Source organism: Streptomyces sp. AJS327 (assembly GCF_013450295.1).
In the GTDB taxonomy this organism is placed as follows: domain Bacteria; phylum Actinomycetota; class Actinomycetes; order Streptomycetales; family Streptomycetaceae; genus Streptomyces.
The window spans coordinates 1,157,911-1,174,852 of record NZ_SKBR01000001.1; the positions used below are offsets into that span (position 1 = coordinate 1,157,911).

Annotated in this window: 14 protein-coding genes and 1 riboswitch; of the genes, 5 read left to right on the plus strand and 9 right to left on the minus strand. The window is 73.2% G+C overall.

All coding sequences use genetic code 11. The features are described from left to right. Positions 1-2: 2 nt before the first annotated feature. From E0L36_RS04625 to E0L36_RS04640, 4 genes are all read right to left on the minus strand, one after another. Positions 3-323 carry a hypothetical protein gene (locus E0L36_RS04625; protein ID WP_308416629.1) on the minus strand — a complete coding sequence of 107 codons (321 nt, stop codon included), beginning with the start codon at positions 321-323 and terminating at the stop codon, positions 3-5. Beyond that, positions 320-1,396 (minus strand): class I SAM-dependent methyltransferase, encoded by a 1,077-nt coding sequence (locus tag E0L36_RS04630; protein WP_180927544.1) that lies wholly within the window; start codon positions 1,394-1,396, stop codon positions 320-322. The genes E0L36_RS04625 and E0L36_RS04630 overlap by 4 nt, the downstream gene beginning before the upstream one ends. A gap of 341 nt (positions 1,397-1,737) precedes the next feature. Next, entirely contained in the window at positions 1,738-3,783 is a 2,046-nt protein-coding gene (locus tag E0L36_RS04635) for an FAD-dependent oxidoreductase (protein WP_180927545.1), read from the minus strand. A gap of 748 nt (positions 3,784-4,531) precedes the next feature. Continuing rightward, complete coding sequence (locus tag E0L36_RS04640; RefSeq protein ID WP_308416630.1) at positions 4,532-5,242, minus strand: MOSC domain-containing protein; 711 nt, start codon at positions 5,240-5,242, stop codon at positions 4,532-4,534. 340 nt (positions 5,243-5,582) lie between these two features. On the opposite strand from E0L36_RS04640, the gene E0L36_RS04645 reads away from it, so the two are divergent. Then, positions 5,583-7,280 carry an FAD-binding oxidoreductase gene (locus tag E0L36_RS04645; RefSeq protein WP_180927547.1) on the plus strand — a complete coding sequence of 566 codons (1,698 nt, stop codon included), beginning with the start codon at positions 5,583-5,585 and terminating at the stop codon, positions 7,278-7,280. A gap of 113 nt (positions 7,281-7,393) precedes the next feature. Here E0L36_RS04645 and E0L36_RS04650 read toward each other — a convergent pair whose 3' ends face one another. From E0L36_RS04650 to E0L36_RS04660, 3 genes are all read right to left on the minus strand, one after another. Then, on the minus strand, positions 7,394-8,329 hold the full coding sequence (locus E0L36_RS04650; RefSeq protein ID WP_180927548.1) for an ABC transporter ATP-binding protein: 936 nt from the start codon (positions 8,327-8,329) through the stop codon (positions 7,394-7,396). After that, positions 8,326-9,321 carry an iron ABC transporter permease gene (locus E0L36_RS04655; protein WP_258016036.1) on the minus strand — a complete coding sequence of 332 codons (996 nt, stop codon included), beginning with the start codon at positions 9,319-9,321 and terminating at the stop codon, positions 8,326-8,328. Before E0L36_RS04655 ends, E0L36_RS04650 begins: the two co-directional genes overlap by 4 nt. Before the next feature lie 351 nt (positions 9,322-9,672). Beyond that, entirely contained in the window at positions 9,673-10,830 is a 1,158-nt protein-coding gene (locus tag E0L36_RS04660) for an ABC transporter substrate-binding protein (protein ID WP_180927549.1), read from the minus strand. A 34-nt stretch (positions 10,831-10,864) separates the two neighbouring features. Beyond that, a riboswitch (cobalamin riboswitch) is annotated at positions 10,865-10,987 on the minus strand. A 565-nt stretch (positions 10,988-11,552) separates the two neighbouring features. Here E0L36_RS04660 and E0L36_RS04665 point away from each other — a divergent pair. Next, positions 11,553-11,984, plus strand: a complete 432-nt coding sequence (locus tag E0L36_RS04665) for a DUF4259 domain-containing protein (protein WP_180927550.1) — start codon at positions 11,553-11,555, stop codon at positions 11,982-11,984. Positions 11,985-12,113: 129 nt separating this feature from the next. On the opposite strand, the gene E0L36_RS04670 is transcribed toward E0L36_RS04665, so the two are convergent. Then, positions 12,114-12,575 (minus strand): NUDIX hydrolase, encoded by a 462-nt coding sequence (locus E0L36_RS04670; RefSeq protein ID WP_180927551.1) that lies wholly within the window; start codon positions 12,573-12,575, stop codon positions 12,114-12,116. 373 nt (positions 12,576-12,948) lie between these two features. Then, complete coding sequence (locus tag E0L36_RS04675; RefSeq protein WP_180927552.1) at positions 12,949-13,731, minus strand: SDR family NAD(P)-dependent oxidoreductase; 783 nt, start codon at positions 13,729-13,731, stop codon at positions 12,949-12,951. Between the two features lie 1,206 nt (positions 13,732-14,937). Here E0L36_RS04675 and E0L36_RS27425 point away from each other — a divergent pair. The 3 genes from E0L36_RS27425 (at position 14,938) to E0L36_RS04690 (ending at position 16,939) form a co-directional block, all read left to right on the plus strand. After that, on the plus strand, positions 14,938-15,165 hold the full coding sequence (locus E0L36_RS27425; RefSeq protein ID WP_374705487.1) for a DUF397 domain-containing protein: 228 nt from the start codon (positions 14,938-14,940) through the stop codon (positions 15,163-15,165). A gap of 188 nt (positions 15,166-15,353) precedes the next feature. Beyond that, positions 15,354-15,581: a DUF397 domain-containing protein gene (locus tag E0L36_RS04685; protein ID WP_180927554.1), complete on the plus strand. Its 228-nt coding sequence runs from the start codon at positions 15,354-15,356 to the stop codon at positions 15,579-15,581. Positions 15,582-15,829: 248 nt separating this feature from the next. Continuing rightward, complete coding sequence (locus tag E0L36_RS04690) at positions 15,830-16,939, plus strand: hypothetical protein (protein WP_180927555.1); 1,110 nt, start codon at positions 15,830-15,832, stop codon at positions 16,937-16,939. Positions 16,940-16,942: the final 3 nt, after the last annotated feature.

The following is a 16,942-nucleotide window of genomic DNA, read 5'->3' on the forward strand; positions in this document are numbered from 1 at the left end:
GCTCACCCCGCCCGTCGCGCCAGCGTCGCGTCCCACTGGTCGCGCAGCGGGTGCTCGGCCGGTCCGGACTCGGTGATGATCCGCACGAGCCGGGCGAGGACGGCCTCGCGCCGCTCGTCCAGTACCCGCTGCTCCTCCCCGGTGGGCTCCAGCGCGTCCAGCGCGCCGGGCGCCAGCGTGCCGTTCCGTACCAGCAGCGCCTCCAGGGCGCGCAACCGCTGGTCGGTGACGTGCAGTTCGGTGCTCACCTGGAGCAGCAGGTCGAACAGCTTGCCGGTGTCCCGGTCACGGAAGTAGTCGAACTCCTGGGTCACGGTGCTCACTTCCCCGGCTTCGTCGCGGTCAGGACGGCCCAGGGGAAGTGCCACTCGCGGCGCTCCCCCCAGCCGTCGGGGCGTCTGCCGTCGCGGCGCTCGTCGAACGGCGACCACTCGGCCCCGGTCAGCCCGGCCTCCGCGCAGGCGGCCACCAGGTCGCTCGCGAACAGGTGCCGGAAGAAGGGCTCGTTGTTCCGCTCGGCGTGCTCGTGGATCGTCGCGTCGCGGAACGGGTCCCCGGTGGGCATGAACTCCAGGAAGCTCAGCGTGCCCCCCCGCTTCAGCAGCCGCGCCGCCTCGGTGAGCGTGGCGCGCACCGCCTCGGTGGGCATCTCGTGCAGCACCATCGTCCCGGTGACCACGTCGCAGGAGCCGTCCTCCAGACCGGTGTCCCGGCCGTCGGCCTGGAGGTAGGTGATGGCGGCGCCCTCCGCCTCGGCCTCCGCGTGCGCCAGCCGCAGACCGGGCGCCGCCAGGTCGAGGCCGATGACCTCGGCGCCGGGGTAGCGCAGGGCCAGCGGGCGGGTGCTCTTCCCGAAGCCGCAGCCGATGTCCACCACCCGCGTGGCGCCCGGGAGTTCGGGCAGCGCGGTCTCGGTGAACAGCCGGTGGAACTTGTAGCCGTCGTTGTCCCGCAGCATCACGATCCGCGCGCCGAGTTCGTAGACGTAGGCGCTCAGGTCGTCGGAGAAGAAGCTGCCGGGCTGGATGTGGATGTCGAAGTCCGTGTACCAGCTGGGCAGTTCGATGTCCGGACGGAGGACGAGCCGCCCCCGCGCACCGTCCGCCGGCTCCGCCAGCTGCGCGCGCAGGCTCGTGTCGCGGTTGACGACCGCCTCGCCCACGGTCTTCCACAGCATCTTCTGCTGCACCCGCTCCAGATGGCTGTACCAGGGGTACAGCTCCAGCGCCCGCAGCCGGGGCGTGGCGTCGTCGACGGTCGCGGCGGCCTCCCCGGTCGCCGCGTACTCCTCGGCGAGCGCCGGATAGACGGTGTCCGACCAGCGCTTGCGAAGTCCCAGGACGAAGTCCACCGACGAGCGTTCGTCGAGGGTCAGCTGGTCCTCGATGTCGATCATGTGCGTCTCCTGTTCGGCGTGTGCGGTCTCGTGGCGTGTCCCGCGGCGCGCTCCGCTGACGTGGTCAGGGGGGCGGGTGCCGTGTCGCGTGGCGGGGCCACGGGGGTGCCCGTCTCGTCTGCGCGGCCACGGGCGTGGCCACGGCCGGAGGGGGACCGGGCGCGGCGGCGCGCGGTGCCGGTCCGTGGAGGGAGGGGCGCCCGCGGGTGCCGGTGGGCGCGGGCGAGGTGCCGGGAGACCGCCGGGTGGGCGGTGGTACGGCGCGGGCCGGGCGTGCGTCGACGCGCGGCGGACGGTGAACGATCGGGCCCTGCGGGCCGGTTGGTGAGAAGCCGGGTGGATCAGGGGGACTGCGCGAGGAGTTCGGCGCCGTGCACGGCGTCGGTCAGGAAGGTGCCGGTGAGCCGTCCCTCGTACACGGCCTCCAGCGCGGTGCGCGGGGCGTTGGCGTCCCCGGCGACGTGCGCCCGGGGTGCGTCGTCCCGGGCGTCGAGCGCCCGGTACAGGGCGTCGTCCGCCACCGGCGGACCCACGTCCACCACGGCGGTGACCCCGGTCAGTTCCTCGGTGTGGGAGGAGAGCGTGTCGCGGAGCACGACCACGCCGCCGACACCGCCCCGCGCCTCCGCCACGTCCCGCATGGGGTGCGCGGCCACGCCGAGCCGCCCCAGCCGGTCGGTGAGCGCCAGCCGGGAGTAGGTGGTGATCGCCGCGGCGAACGAGGCGGTGGGCGAGACCACGCGCACCCGGGCGCCGTCGCGCGCCAGGCTCTCGGCGACGGAGGCCGCGGCCCACGTCCCCTGGTCGTCCCGGACGACCACGGTGCCGCCGAACGCCGGGTCCCCCGAACCGAGCCGGGCGACCGTCTCCAGCACGTCGAACACCGGTGGCCCGCCGGGCAGTTCGCGCTTCCCGGGCCGGGCCCCGGTGGCCACCACCACGTCGTCGAAGCCGTCCAGCCGCCCGCCGGGCAGCAGGTCGTCAGCGGTGACCCGCTCACCCCGCCGCACGGTGACGCCGCGCTCGCCCAGCTCCCGGACCAGGTCGTCCACCAGGAGCGCGAGCCGCTCCCGGCCCGGCACCGTGGCCGCGACCGCGATCCGGCCGCCCAGCGCCACCCCGGCCTCCGCCAGGGTGACCGTGTGGCCCGCCCGGTCCGCGGCCAGCGCGGCCTCCAGACCGGCCGGTCCACCGCCGACGACCAGCACCCGCCGGGACCCGCCGGAGCCGGGCGGCGACACCCGCCGCCGAGCCCACTCCCGCTCGGCCCCGACCTCCGGGTTCACCACGCAGGCGATCGGCAGGCTGGCCTCCAGCCGCCCCACACAGCCCTGGTTGCAGGCCAGGCAGGACCGCACGTCGTGCGGGCGCCCCTCCTGGGCGCGGCGCACCAGATGCGGGTCGGCGATGTGCGGACGGGCCAGGCCGACGAGGTCCGCCTCGCCGTCCGCGACGAGCGCCGCCGCCTCCGGCAGGCTGTCCAGACGGCAGACCGCGAGGACCGGAAGGTCCGGCAACTCCCGCTTGAACAGGGCCGCGTGGTGCCGGAACCCGGCGTGCCCGAAGCTCATGTCCGCCATCTGCGTGCCCAGCGAGTAGCTGCCGTGGTAGGCGGCGTGGCTGACGTGCACGTACAGCAGCGGGAACTCGCGCCGCAGCAGGTCGACGATCTCCAGCGTGTCCGGTGGTGTGAGCCCGCCGGGCAGGAACTCGTCCGCGCTGACCCGGATACCCACGGGCAGGTCGGGGGCGCTGGCCAGCACCTCGGACAGCACCTCGCGGGCGAACCGCAGCCGGTTGTCCGGGCTCCCGCCGTAGGCGTCGGTACGGGTGTTGGTGAACGGGGACAGGAACTGCTCGATCAGATGGCCGTGCCCGAGGTGGATCTCCACCCCGTCGTACCCGGCCTGCCGCATCCGCCGGGCCGCCTGGCCGAAGGCGCGCACGACGGTGTCGATGTCCCGGCGGCCCATGGCGTGCGGGATGTGCGCGCCGGTCGCCCAGGGTGTCGTCCCCGGCGACCAGGCGGCGGTGCGGGTGGCGTCCCCGCTCGCCTGCCGGCCGGTGTGGAGCAGCTGGGCGAGGAGGCGGGCGCCGTGGGCGCGCACCTCCTCCGCGACGGCCGCGTACGCGGGTATGGACGCGTCGTCGAAGCTTCCGAGGCTGATGTGCCGCCCGGCGCTGGTCGGGTGGACCCGGACGCCCTCGGTGATGATCAGCCCGACCCCGCCCCGGGCCCGCTCGCCGTGGTAGGCGACGTGGCGCTCGGTGGGCAGGTTGTCGTGGCCGAAATTGGTGGTGTGTCCGGGTACGAAGACCCGGTTGCGCAGAGAGAGTTGGCCGAGCGAGGTAGCTGAGAGCAGTGCCTCAAGATGACGGTTTGGCACTTTCGTTCCCTCCGTCTGGAGGAGGGCGCCCCCGCGATGTTCCGATAGCGGGTACGCCGTTCGATTGGTCGGAACACTAGGGAGGCGGGGAACACCCGTCAATCGGGTACTGGGAAGTAACTTGCATCATGCATCTGTGTCCGGATGTCGCCGGTCGCCTCCGCGTCCCGTGAACCTCTTCACGCCACCCCTCCCGTGCCCCGTTTCGCCCCGTGTCGTCCTTTCTCATCCTTTTTCATTCCTCTTCTGCCGGGTCAGCGCACGGTCCCACCGGCCACCGCCCCGCGATCCCCCGCCGCACGCGGCGGAGGAACGGCGCGCGCGGCACCGCTCGCCCACGCGGAACGCCCCGGCCGGCGACACGACGCGACCGGCCACCTGGAGCGCGCGGCGCCAACGGTCCGTGCGCACGGACCGTGTACGTGGGCGGGCCATGAGTGATCGCGGAGTCCTGGCCGCGCGCTGCGGAACGGACGAGGAACGGAAGCGGCGCGCTACGCGAGGGGCCAGACGCGGGCGGACGGCACGCGGCCGGGCAGGGCGCGGGTCGGCGGCGCGCGCGGGCGGACGACGCGTGGGGTGGACCGCGCGCGGGCGGACAGCCGTCAGGATCCCGGGAGGCAACACCCCGTACGTCCCGGGACGTACGTTGAGCCTCCCGCACCCCGCCGTGGCGCCCACCTCCGGCGGGCACCGCCGCACACGCGGGCGAGGGGCCGGGCGGGTTGGGTCAGGCCGGGCGGGTGGCTCAGGTGAAGACCAGGGGGTCTCCCACGCGGAGCCGCCCCGGGGACGCGACGGTGGCGAGCCCGTCGAGCCGCATGCCGTGCGCGTCCGCGACGGCACGCAACACCCGTGCGGAGTGCGGGAGATCGCGCTGCGCCTCGTTGGTCATGACACACCGCTCGCTCGCTCGCACGAACGCGAGGCGCACCGTGTCACCGACCCGCGCCGTGCTGCCGAACCACTCGTCCTCCACGAACGGCGGTGTGTCCGGCGGCGTCCGCACCAGGAGGTTCGGCCGGAAGCGCCGCTCGTCCACCGGGACGCCCGGCGCCGCCGAACGCACCCAGTCCAGGGTGGCGGTGGTCAGCACGCTCACCGGCAGCTGGTCGAAGTGCGAGACCGTCCCCTCCCGGGCCAGCCGGACGTCCTCCCGTTCCAGGTAGGCGCGGAGGTAGGTGTCGGGGTCGGACACCAACACGTCCCGTGGGTCGAGGAGTTCGGGCTCGCCGGTGTCCTCCCGGTAGCGGGAGCGCAGATGCAGCAACCCCGGCATCCGGCGGAAGCGGCGCGTGGTCTTCCCCGAGCCGAACCGGCCCTGGGCGTCGCGGACAGCGAAGAGGCGGTCCCCACGGAACCCCCGCTCCTCCACCCGCACCCGGTCGAGGGACTCGCCCCCCGTCGACTTGATCGGATACCGCCAGATGCGCTCGACCACGCCCGCTTCACCCGTCACGCGCCCGAGGCTACAAGAGCGCCCGCGCACCCACGCGAGCCTCAACAACCCCCACACACGGCTCCGTTGCCCCCCGAGTTCCCTGGCTCCCACCGACCGGCCACCACCGGTCGCGGTCGTCACCGCCGACGCCCGACCCCCGCCGAACGCGGCGACGACGGGAGCTGGGGTGGGGTCAGGTACACCGTGGACGGGGTTCAGGTACACCCCGGGTGATGGCAGGTACACCGCCGCTTCGGCGGTCCAGCACGACTGTCCGCCGATCTTTCCGTCGCTAGCGTCGAACGCGCTGGTCACCGGTGTGAAATCAGCCGATGCCGAGACGAAGGTGGAGTCACCCATGGAACCCCTGTCCCCGTCCCCCACGCCCACCCCTTCCCCGTCCGGGAACCAGGACCAGCGGCACCCGCGCCGTACCGTCCTGCGTGCCTCGGCCGCCGCGGGGGCGGGGCTGGCGCTCGTGTCGGGCTCCGCGGCGGTGGGCTCCGCGCTCACCTCCGGTGGGTCGAACGGCGGTGGTGGCGAAGCCGGTTGGCTGCCCGACGGCCCACGGCGACTCACCCCGGAGGACCCGCGCTACGGTCACCTCGCCGCGCGTGGCGCCAGCAACCGCTTCGAGGGCAGACCCGACCACATCTACCTGGTCGGCTCGACCGAGGACGTGGTGCGGGCTGTGCGCCGCGCGGTACGCGACAGGGCGCGCCTCGCGGTACGCAGCGGCGGGCACTGCTTCGAGGACTTCGTGGACAGCCGCGAGGTCCAGGCCGTTATCGACATGTCGCCGATGCGGGAGGTCTCCTTCGACGAGAAGCGCCGCGCCTTCGTCGTCGAGGCCGGGGCCACCCTCGGCGAGGTGTACCGGAAGCTGTATCTCGGCTGGGGCGTCACCCTGCCCGCCGGATACCACCCGGAGGTGGGCGCGGGCGGGCATGTGCCCGGCGGCGGATACGGCCCGCTGTGCCGGTTGTTCGGCCTCGTCAGCGACTACCTATACGCGGTGGAGGTCGTCGTCGTGGACCGCGAGGGCGCGGCGCGCGCCGTCGTGGCGACCCGCGACCGGGACGACCCGAACCGCGACCTGTGGTGGGCCCACACCGGCGGTGGGGGCGGCAACTTCGGTGTCGTCACCCGCTTCTGGTTCCGCGCGCCCGACGCGTCGGCGGACACCGAACCCTCCCACATGCTGCCCGAACCGCCCTCCACGGCACTGACGTTCACCGGCGAGTGGAGCTGGAAGGGAATGGACGAGGGAGACTTCACCCGACTGGTGCGCAACCACGGCCGCTGGGCGGAGCGGAACGCCTCCCCCCGGGACAGGACGGCCGCGCTGTACGCCGAACTCGCCCTGACCCGGCGGGCAGCCGGAACGCACATGCTGATCGGCCAAGTCACCGCGCCCGGTGGCGAGGCCCGGCGGATGCTCAACGACTTCGTCGGCGCGCTCAGCGCGGGCACCGCCCGCCCCAGCAGTCTGGAGGTGCGGCGACTGCCCTGGCTGACGGCCGCGTTGAACGGTTCGGGCGAGCCGGTCGGCGACTGGCACGTCAAGATCAAGTCCGCGTTCCTGCGCCGCCGGTTCACCGACCGTCAGATCAGCACGCTCTACCGCCACCTCACCCGCACCGACACCTCCGTGGTCGCGGGAAGCGTGGCCATCAACACCTACGGTGGCGCCGTCAACAAGCGTTCCTCCACCGCCACCGCGATGCCGCACCGGGACGCGGTGCTGAAAACCGCCTACTTCGCGTCCTGGCAGCGACCCGAGCAGGCGAAGGAGTACCTGGCCTGGGTACGGGAGTGCTACCGCGACACCTTCGCCGAGACCGGCGGCGTCCCGGTTCCCGGCCGGACCGCCGACGGCGCCTTCATCAACTACCCGGACGTGGACCTGGCGGACGAGCGCTGGAACACCTCGGACACCTCCTGGCTCACCCTCTACTACAAGCAGAACGCCCCCCGGCTGCGCCGCGTCAAGGAGCGCTGGGACCCGCGCGGCGTCTTCCGCCACACCCTCTCCGTCCCCGGTGGCTCCCGCTGATCCGCCGGTGACCCGCGCCGGGCGGCGAACTCCCGGCATCGCGAGGCCCGTTGACCCCGGCGGTGTGACCCGCCGGGGCCGGGCCCGCCCACCGGGTCGGTCCTGCCCCCGGATCAGCGGGGGTTGGGGAGGTAGACGACGGTGGGCGCGCCGGTGGCCGGGTGGACCGACACCTGGGCGCGGACCCCGTAGACCCGGGCCAGCAACTCCTCCGTCAGCACCGTCTCCGGTGGGCCGGAGGCCACCACCCGGCCACCGTCGAGCACGTACAGCCGATCGCAGTAGTACGCGGCGAGGTTCAGATCGTGCAGGGCGAGCAGACTCGTCACCCCGAGCGACCGCACCAGGGTGAGGATCTCCAACTGGAAGCGGACGTCCAGGTGGTTGGTCGGCTCGTCCAGTACGAGGAGCGCGGGCTCCTGCGTCAACGCCCGGGCTACCAGGACGCGTTGGCGTTCGCCGCCGGACAGCTGCCCGAACGGGCGGTCCGCCAGCACCGTCGCGTCCACCCGGGCCAGCGCCTCCCGTACGCGGGCCGCGTCGTCCGGTCCGTCCTGTTCCCAGAAGCGTTTGTGCGGGGAGCGGCCCATCGCGACCAGCTCCCGCACGCTCAACCCGAAGGCCCCGGAGGCCTCCTGCGGCACGGTAGCGATCCGCCGCGCCCGCCGCTTCGCGCCGAGGCGCGTCGCGTCCTCGTCATCCAGCAGTATGCGCCCGGCCGTTGGGCGCAGCGTGCCGTAGACGCAGCGCAGGAAGGTGGTCTTGCCGCTGCCGTTCGGCCCGACCAGGCCGATCGTCTCGCCCGGCGACGCCCGCAGCCCGACCCCGTCGAGCAGGGTCCGGCCCGGGACGCGGTAGGAGACCCCCTCGGCCCGCAGCGCCGCCGCGCGGACCGGACCGGCTGGACCCGCCGAGCGCCCCGGAGCCGCCGAACCGTCCACGTCCACCGAACCGTCCACGTCCGTCCGCTGGTTGACGTTCACCGAGTGGGTCGAGCGCGTCGAGTGGGCCGAGGCGGCCGAATGGCCCGTCGCGCGCTGTCCCGTCATCGTGAACCCGCCTTCTCCAGCCGGGAGTCGCGGCGCAGCAGCCACAGGAAGAACGGGCCCCCGACCAGCGCGGTCAGCACGCCGACGGGGATCTCCTGCGGAATGGCGACGGTGCGCGCGGCGAGGTCCGCGAGGACCAGGAACGTGGCGCCGCCGAGCGCCGCCACCGGCAGCAACGTCCGGTGCCCGGGCCCGACGAGCATCCGCGCGGCGTGCGGCACCATCAGCCCGACGAAGCCGATCGCCCCGCTCACCGTCACGAGTACCGCCGTCACGAGTGAGGCCAGCAGGAAGACGGCGGCCCGGAAGCGGCCGGTGTCCAGCCCGAGCACGGTCGCGCCCTCCTCGCCCACCAGCAGCAGATCCAGCGGGCGGGCCAGCGCCAGCAGCAGCGCGAGCCCGGCGCAGAGTGCCAGCGCGGGCAGCGGCAGGGTGCTCCAGCGGGCGTCCGCGAGACCGCCCAGCGTCCAGAACATGATCGCTCGCAGGTGCTCGGCCTGCGCTGAGGTCACCAGCAGCAGGCTCGTCAGCGCGGACAGGACGTACTGCACGGCCACCCCGGCGAGGATCAGCCGCCCGGTGGTCATGGACCCGCCGGAGCGCGCCAGCGTGTAGACCGCGAGCAGCGCGCACAGCGAGCCCGCGAAGGCGCCCATGGGCATGGTCAGCGCCCCGGCACCGAGACCGAGGACGATCACCAGCACCGCGCCCGCCGAGGCGCCGGAGGAGATGCCGAGCAGGAACGGGTCCGCCAGCGGGTTACGGACCAGGGCCTGGAGGACCGTGCCGACCGCCGCGAGGCCCGCGCCGACGATCGCGCCGAGCAGCACCCGGGGCACCCGCACGTCCCACACGATGGTCCGCGCGGCACCGGGTTCCGCGTTCCCCGTGAGCACCCGCAGCACGTCGTCGGCCGGTACGCGCACCGAGCCGAACATCAGCCCCGCGAGCATGCCGAGCGCCAGCAGCGCGCCCAGCACCGGCAACACCAGCCCGCCCGGCAGTCTGCGCGCCGCCCCGGACCCAACGCGCCCCGAGCGGGACGGGGTTGGCGTTCCGCCAACCGTCGGCGCACCACGACCGTCTCGCGTGTCGTCACCGGACGGCGTTCCACCAACGTCCGCCGCGCCGCCGGGAGTCGGGGCGCCGCCCGTAGGGTCGGCACCGCCCCCGGACGCGGCGTCCCCAGTGGACGGTCGACCGGCTGACGGCACGGCATGGGCCGACGGCGCGGCATCGGACGACGATGGGGTACGGGCTGATGGCGGTGAACCGTGGCCGCATGCCGGGGAGTCGGGACGGTCCGGGCCGGGGGCATCGAGAGTCGGCTCGCGCTGCATCGGCTACTCGGCGGTGTCCGGATGCAACTGCCCGGCCAGCTCGTCCACCGCGTCGGGGACCCGTACCCCGAGCACCGCGGACGAGAGCGGCAGCACCGCGAACCGTTTGTTCTTCACCGCCGGGATGTCCCGCAGCGCCGGATCCTCCAGCAGCTTCCGCTTCTTGGCCGCGAGCGGTGTGCCGCCGTAGTCGTAGATGACGATCGCCTCCGGCCGCTTCTTGACGACCTGCTCCCAGGAGACGTCCGCGAACGGCCTGCGGAGTGAGGCGAAGACGTTGCGGCCACCGGCACGTTTGATGATCTCGTTGCCGATGCCGTGCCCGCCCGAGGTGTACGCCGAGGCGTCGCCGCCGTCGTAGACGAACACCGAGGGCCGCTTGACGCCCTTCAGCCGGGCCGCGGTCCTGGCCAACTGCCGCTCGCCGTCCCGGACAAGTTTCTCGGCCCGCTTCTCCACCCCGAACGTGCGCCCCAGCTCCAGGAGTTCGCGGCGCAGCTCGGCCGGTCCCGTCCGATCGTCACGGCAGCCCTCGATGTTGAGCCGAGAGCGGATACCGCTCTCCTTCAGCGCCGCCCGGTCCCGCCCCTCGCCCTTGTCGAAGGCGCTGCTGTAACCGCCGTAGACGAAGTCGGGGTTGGCGGAGAGCAGCACCTCGCGGGACGGGTACCGCTTGGCGAGCACCTTGACCGAGCGGTACGCCTTCTCGTAGCGGGGGAGCACCGCGTCGTCCAGGTACGCCGTGCCGACCAGCCGGTCCTCCAGCCCGAGCGCCAGCATGGCCTCGGTGGCGTGCTGGTTCATGGCGACGACGCGGCGCGGCGGCTCGTCGAACGTGGTCCGCACGCCGCAGTTGCTGATGGTGCGCGGGAAGCCCTTCGCCTCGCCGCCTCCGCCCCCGCCGGACCCCGACTGGACCTCCTCCGGGCTCTCCCCGCAGGCGGCGAGCGGTATCAGCAGCAGCGCCGCCAACAGCCCCCGGAGCACGGCGCGCGAGCGCCGCGCGGGGCGCCGGACGCGGCTGCCCGCCCGGGGTACGGCCTCGCGCGAGGCCGCCGGGCCGGAGGGGACGGGGGCGCCGCGCGGGCCCGGGCCGGGAGCGGGCGCGTGGCCGGACGTGCGCTGCGGGTCCGGCGTGGAGCCGGACAGAGGACGGGACATGGCCGTCTGCCTCCTCGGGGGATCCGCGTCCCCGGTGGGTGAGGAAGGCGACAGCCCAGTGTCTGACTCCGGCGGTGCTCTCGCACCGGCCGTCACAGTGGCGGGACCGCGCCGGACTCGCACCGGCTTCCTGGCCACTGTCGCCTCGATGTACGGTCCACAGTCTTCCACACCCCCGCGCCCCCGCCCCCGGCGGCCGGACACCCCCGTCCCACGCGGCCGGATCGCCCATCCCGCGTGGCCGGATCCCCGCCCCTCGAGGAACGGACGGACACCGCCCGACGGGCCCAGGGCGGCTGGACCCCCGACCGCCATCCGGACCGCCACCCGGACCGTCCGTAGAGAGGAGCGTGCCGGGTGTACGGCTACCCCGGAGGGTGGCCGCGGGGAGACCACTGGCCCGAGACCCAACCCGCGCCCCCTCGCAGTCCCCGCCCCCCCAATCCCCCAACTCCCCGTCCACGCCGATACGTTCGAGAGAAAGCTGAAACCCCATCAGAGACCTGCTCACTTGGGCAACTCCCGCCAATCGCTGGCATGATGCCCCGATCACTATTCGGAACCCTGAGTAGCGGTGACCTTGAGCGGCGGGCGCCCAGAGCGCGCGGAGCCCCGCGAACAGCGGGAGCGCGGCCCGGCGGAGCCAGCCCGGCAAGGGCCGCGACCGGCTGACCCAGCGGGCGGACCGCCCGGGGCAGCGGAGAACCTGAGCAGGAGACACCATGGGCACCTGGGATGTCGGCCCCTTCGACAGCGACTGCGCGGCCGACCTGTGCGGCGACCTCGACAAGGCGGCCGAGAGCGAGCGGGCGAGCGTCATCCGCGCCGCGCTTCTCGCCGTGACCAAGGCCAAGGGCTATCTGGACGCGGACCTCGCGCAGGAGGCGGTGGCGGCGGCGGCCCTCATCGCGGCGCAGTGCCCCTCCGGCGAGCCCCTGAAGCCCGGATACGGGCCCGAACAGCCCCTCCCCGAACTGCCGTTGGAGCTGCGCGAGGTGGCCGTTGAGGCACTTGACCGTGTGGTCAGCGCCCCGTCCGAACTCGTGGACCTGTGGGGCGAGGGAGAGCAGCCTGGGCCGTGGCGGTCGAGTGTCGCCGCGCTGCGCGAGACGCTGGCACGCGAGGCGATGGCCCCCCAACCCACCGGCTCCTGAGCCCCGTTCGGCTCCAGAGCCCCACCCGAGGAACGGGAACGGCCCGCCACCCGGCGGGCCGTTCCCGTTCGGCGGAACAGGGGCCAGCGCCCTTCGCGGGTCCGCGACGAACGCGACGAACGTGACCGGTCAGGCTGTCCGCTCGTGCCAGGTGTCCAGGACCTCGCGGACGGCGGTGGAGACCTTCTCCTGCCCGGTGCGGTCAGCCCATGCGTGGGCGTCGTGTTCGGTCAGCCGCACCGTCCGCCCGACGGTGGTGACGGTGGCGGTGAAGTTGAACTGGCGGGTCTTCCTGCCGCTGTTGGAGAGGTAGTCGAAGTGGCCCAGGTAGCCACCGACGGCGATGACGCTCAACCCGGTCTCCTCCTCCACCTCCCGCCGTAGGGCCCCGATGAGGCTCTCGCCCTCCTCGACGCCGCCGGAGGGAAGTTCCCACAGCCCGCCGAGGTAGTCGTCGGCCGTGCGGCGCAGCAGCAGAACCCTCCCCTCCGGGTCCGCGATGACGGCCCCGACCACACGCTTGGTGATGCCGTCGGCAGCGGCGGTACGGGCGAGTTCGTCCAGCAGGAGGGGGTCGACGGAAGCAGTCATGTGCGGAGTTCCCTGTGGTGGCGGGCGACCCGGTGGATGGCCGCGACGTGGGCGTCGGCGACGTGGAGGTCCCTCCTCGCGATGCCAGACCGGAAGCTTGGGCGTGCGGTGGTGCCCCCGTGGCAGTGGGGAAGTCCCACCTGTGGCGGTGGGGAACTCCCCGGCGGGGATGCCTGGGGGAAGTCCCACCTGTGGCGGCGGGGAAGTCCCCGGCGGGGATGCCTGGTTGGTCAGCGTATCCGGGCAGCGGGGCTCCGGATCGCGGCGAACGGCCGGTGGTCACCCGGCGGTCGGATGGAGCCGGGGTGGTCCACCGCTGCTGGTGGACCGTCCCGGGTGTCCCCTCGTGCTGCGGGGGATGCTCCGGTGGCTGTCAGAGGGCGTGACCCCCGGCCACCTGGAGGACCTGACCCGTGATCCACCGGGCCTGGTGTGAGGCGAGGAAGACCACGGCGTCCGCGATGTCCTCCGGCTCCCCGGCACGTCCCAGCGGCACCATCTCCCGTACCTGGGCGAGCAGTTCCTCACCCATCCACCCGGTTTGTACCGGCCCCGGGGCGACGGCGTTGACGCGGACGCCCCGTCCGCCCAGGTCCAGGGCGGTGCCCCGGGTGACCGCTTCGAGGGCGGCCTTCGACGTGCCGTAGCCGGTCTGGCCGGGGAAGGCCCGCGCGGCGTCCGTCGAGATGTTGACGACGGACAGCGGCTGGTCGTCCGTCCGCCTCCGCACCGCCTCCGCGATGAGCGTCGCGGGAGCGATCGTGTTCACCTCGTAGTGCCGTCGCAACGAGTCGGGTGTGTAGGTGTCCACGTCGTCCGGCAGCTCGCAGTGGGCCGCGTTGTTCACCAACACGTCGAGTGTGCCCAGGCGTTGGACCACCTCCGTCACCAACTGACCTGTCGCCTCAGGGCGGGAGAGGTCCGCGCTGACGGCGAACGAACCGTTGCCCAGCTCCCGCGCCAACGCCTCGGCGGCTTCCGGCCGGGGTGTGAAATGCCCCCATTCCGTCCCCTGCGGGGCGGGAGGGTCCTGCGCGAGGTAGTGGATCGCCACCCGCGCGCCCTGCGCCGCGAAGGCGCGGCTGATGGCCCCGCCGATGTTCCCCGCGCCGCCCGTGACCAGGACGTTCGCTCCGTCGAGTCGGGTGTTGATCATGTGTGTCTCCCTGGGGTTCCGCCGGGTGGTGGTGGATATGAGCCGTGCGACGCGGAGGCGCCGACGGCCACGTCACGCGAGGTGGAGCCCGGGCGCGGCACTGGCGCCCGTGGGCGGGCGGGGGTGGCCGACGTCGGGTCGGCGTGGGGGAGGGCGGTGAGGAAGGCATGCGTGACCTGGTCCGTCGGACACGTCACCCCACGGGGCAGGGACGCCTCGCGCGTGGGGAGGGCGGAGTCAGGAACGCATGTCGCCCAGAGTACCCACATGGCGTCAGCGTGATCGCCATCCCCTTCGCCCACACCGACCCCCGGTTGCCCCTGCCGTGGGGTCGCTCCGGGGGCGTCCCGTGGGGAGAAGGGTGACGGTGGCGTTCCCGGAGCGGGCTGGTGTGGCGTGGCGCGATCAACGCCGTTGTGGTGGCTGCGGGTTGAGGCGGGGGTGGGCTGGTGAGGGTGGGTTCAGGTGGGCGTGGTCGTGGTCGTGGTGGGGTGACACGATCAGTTGACGCAAACACGGCACACCCCCGAACAACTGGAGCCGGCCCCACGGCATCGCGACCGTACGGAAAGCGGTCACCCGTACACCGTCCCGCCCGCAGTACAACCCGCACCGCCCCTCAGACCACACCCCCGCACCCACCCCAACAAACCCCTCCGCCGACCCCACACCCACACCGGCCGTATCACCTTTTGAGGCCCGAGAAGCCAGCACACACCACAGGTAGACCGTCACCCCGCACCGACCGCGACCGCGTAACCGAACGTCACCACCCACCCGTTCACGAACGCCTCCACAGCAGTAACCGCCCAGCCACCCACGCCCGGGCCAACACCCGATACACGCTCACCGCTCCCGCTTCCACTCGCGGTGCTCCCGCTCCGCTTTCGACACCGGGTCCGTCTTCGCATCGCGTACCTCTGACGTGCTCACGTTGTCGCTCCCAAATGTCTTGTGTGGGCCGGTTGTCGGGTCAGTGGGAGGAACCCGCCGCCCCGCCCTCACCTGTGCCTCGTCGAGCTGTAGGCATGCGCCAACGGTGACCTGATGAATCACGAAGCGCCTCGGGACGGTCCCAACTGGTCTGTCTCGGGGCGTTCTTGCGTCAGCTCACGGCCGCTCACGCTGAGTCCCACGGCGCGGCGTTCGCTTCACGGATCCCACGGCACGTGTGCGGGTAGCCATGGGGCCACCGAAGGAGGCCACTTGCCGAACAACACAGGAGGCGCGGGAATGGACCTCACCCGCGCCACATGGCGCAAGTCCAGCAGGAGTCAGGGGAACGGCGAGTGCGTAGAGGTCGCTGACGGCTTCCTCGGGGCGGTGCCGGTTCGTGATTCGAAGACCCCGGAGACCGGGGCGCTCGTGTTCTCCGCGAACGAGTGGACGTCGTTCGTCTCGTCTCTCAAGAACGGCGACCTTCCCACGCGTTAGCGCACGGCGGGGCTGATGGGACCGGGGTCGGTTCCGGACGCCCCGCGCATCCTTCACCGTTCACCCCCGACCGTTCGCCGCCTGCGATCGTGGCGAGTTGAGCGCGAGCCGACTCCAGACCCCCGCTGGCCTCGTCATCCCTCCCACGGATGGCGGGGCCTGTGTCGTGGGTAGCCATCCGGTGGCTGATGGAGGCCACATGCCGCACAGCACCGCCTGTCACGTCACCTGGTTCAAGTCCCAGCCACAGCGGCCAGAACGGCGACTGCGTCGAATGGGCGCCGGGGCTGGTCGCCCAGGGAACCGTGCCCTTCCGGGACTCCGAGGTGCCGAAGGGGCCGAACGTGACGTTCACGTTGGTCACTTGGGTCTCGTTCACGTCGGCCGTCGGACGTGGCGAGCTGGGCGCGGGCTGAGTTCGAGCCCTCGCTCGTCCCGGTGGGGTGTGGGTGCCCCGGTGGGGTGTGGGCGGGCGGTGGGAGCGGGGGAGGCGGCCGGGGTCCGTCCGGCGGGGTGGGGTGGCGAAAGGTGGGGGGTGGCGGCGGGGTTCTCGACTTTCGTTGGCTGTTCGGAGCGTGTGACCGTCCTCTAGCGTCGGCGGGGATGACTGATCCGGCCCCTCCGGCCAGCGGAGGTGGGCCGTGCCCGGGTGGAGGAGCAGAGCGTGACCAGCGCGGACGAGAGCCAGCAGCGAGGGGGTCGGGGACCCGGCGGTGGGCCCGGTGGGTTGAGCGGGCCGGATGGGTCGAGGGGACTGGATGGGCCCGAGGGCCGGGACGGGCCGGAGGGTCTGGGGGACGCCGCCGGGGTGCGCGGCCCGCACGGGCAGTCGGCGGACGAGCCCGGCGCACCGGCCGCCGCCGCCGCCGACGGGACCCCCGACGGGGCTGCCAACAGGGTCCCCGACGGGAGCGCCATCGGGGTCCACAAGGCCCACGGCCGCGCCGATCGGGCCCCCAGGGAGACCAACCTGACGGATGACGGGTCTGGTGGGGACGACGGCTCGGCCGGTACGGCGGGTGCCCACGCGGCCGCCGACGGGGTCGATGGTGGTGCCGAGGGGGCGGCGGGAGTCTCGTTGGGCAAGGGGCGGCGGGAGCCGACGGTCGTGGGGCCGACCCCGGCTGACCGGGCGGTGCTGCTGCTCGGAGTGCCGTTGCTGGGCGCGGTGTTGGGGCTGGTGCTGCCGTGGGTGGCCGACTGGGTCGCGGGGCTGCGCTGGGCTCCTATGCAGGGCCCGTTCGAGCTGGTCGCCTCCTTCGGTGACGGGTTCGGAACGCGGCTGGCGTGTGTGGGTGGTGGGGGAGTGCTGGGTATCGGCGTCGGCTGCGTGCTGCTGCTGATGTGCATGCGGCTCACCGTCGACGGGACGACGATCCAGGTGGAGGCGGACGGTGACACTCAGCGCGTGGACGGTACCGAGGTGCACGTCGTCTTCGTCGACGGGGGTCAACTCGTGCTACTGGACGCGGAGTCGAGGCAGCTGTTGCGGGAGAAGTGCGAACCGCCCGTGGAGGCGGTCGCGGTGGCCTTCACCGAGCACGGCTACGCGTGGCGGGAGGGGGATCCGTACGCCGGGTTGTACCGGCGGTGGGTGCCGGACCTCCCCGATCTGCCGTACGCCGTCCATGTCCTGCTGAAGGCGCGGGAGACGGCGCTGCGTAAGAAGTCCCGGACGGATATCCGGGAGCTGCGCCACGAGGTGCAGAAGCTCGGGTACGTCGTACGGGACGAGTCCACGCGGCAGTTCTGGCGTCCGCTGGTCCGCTCATGACGG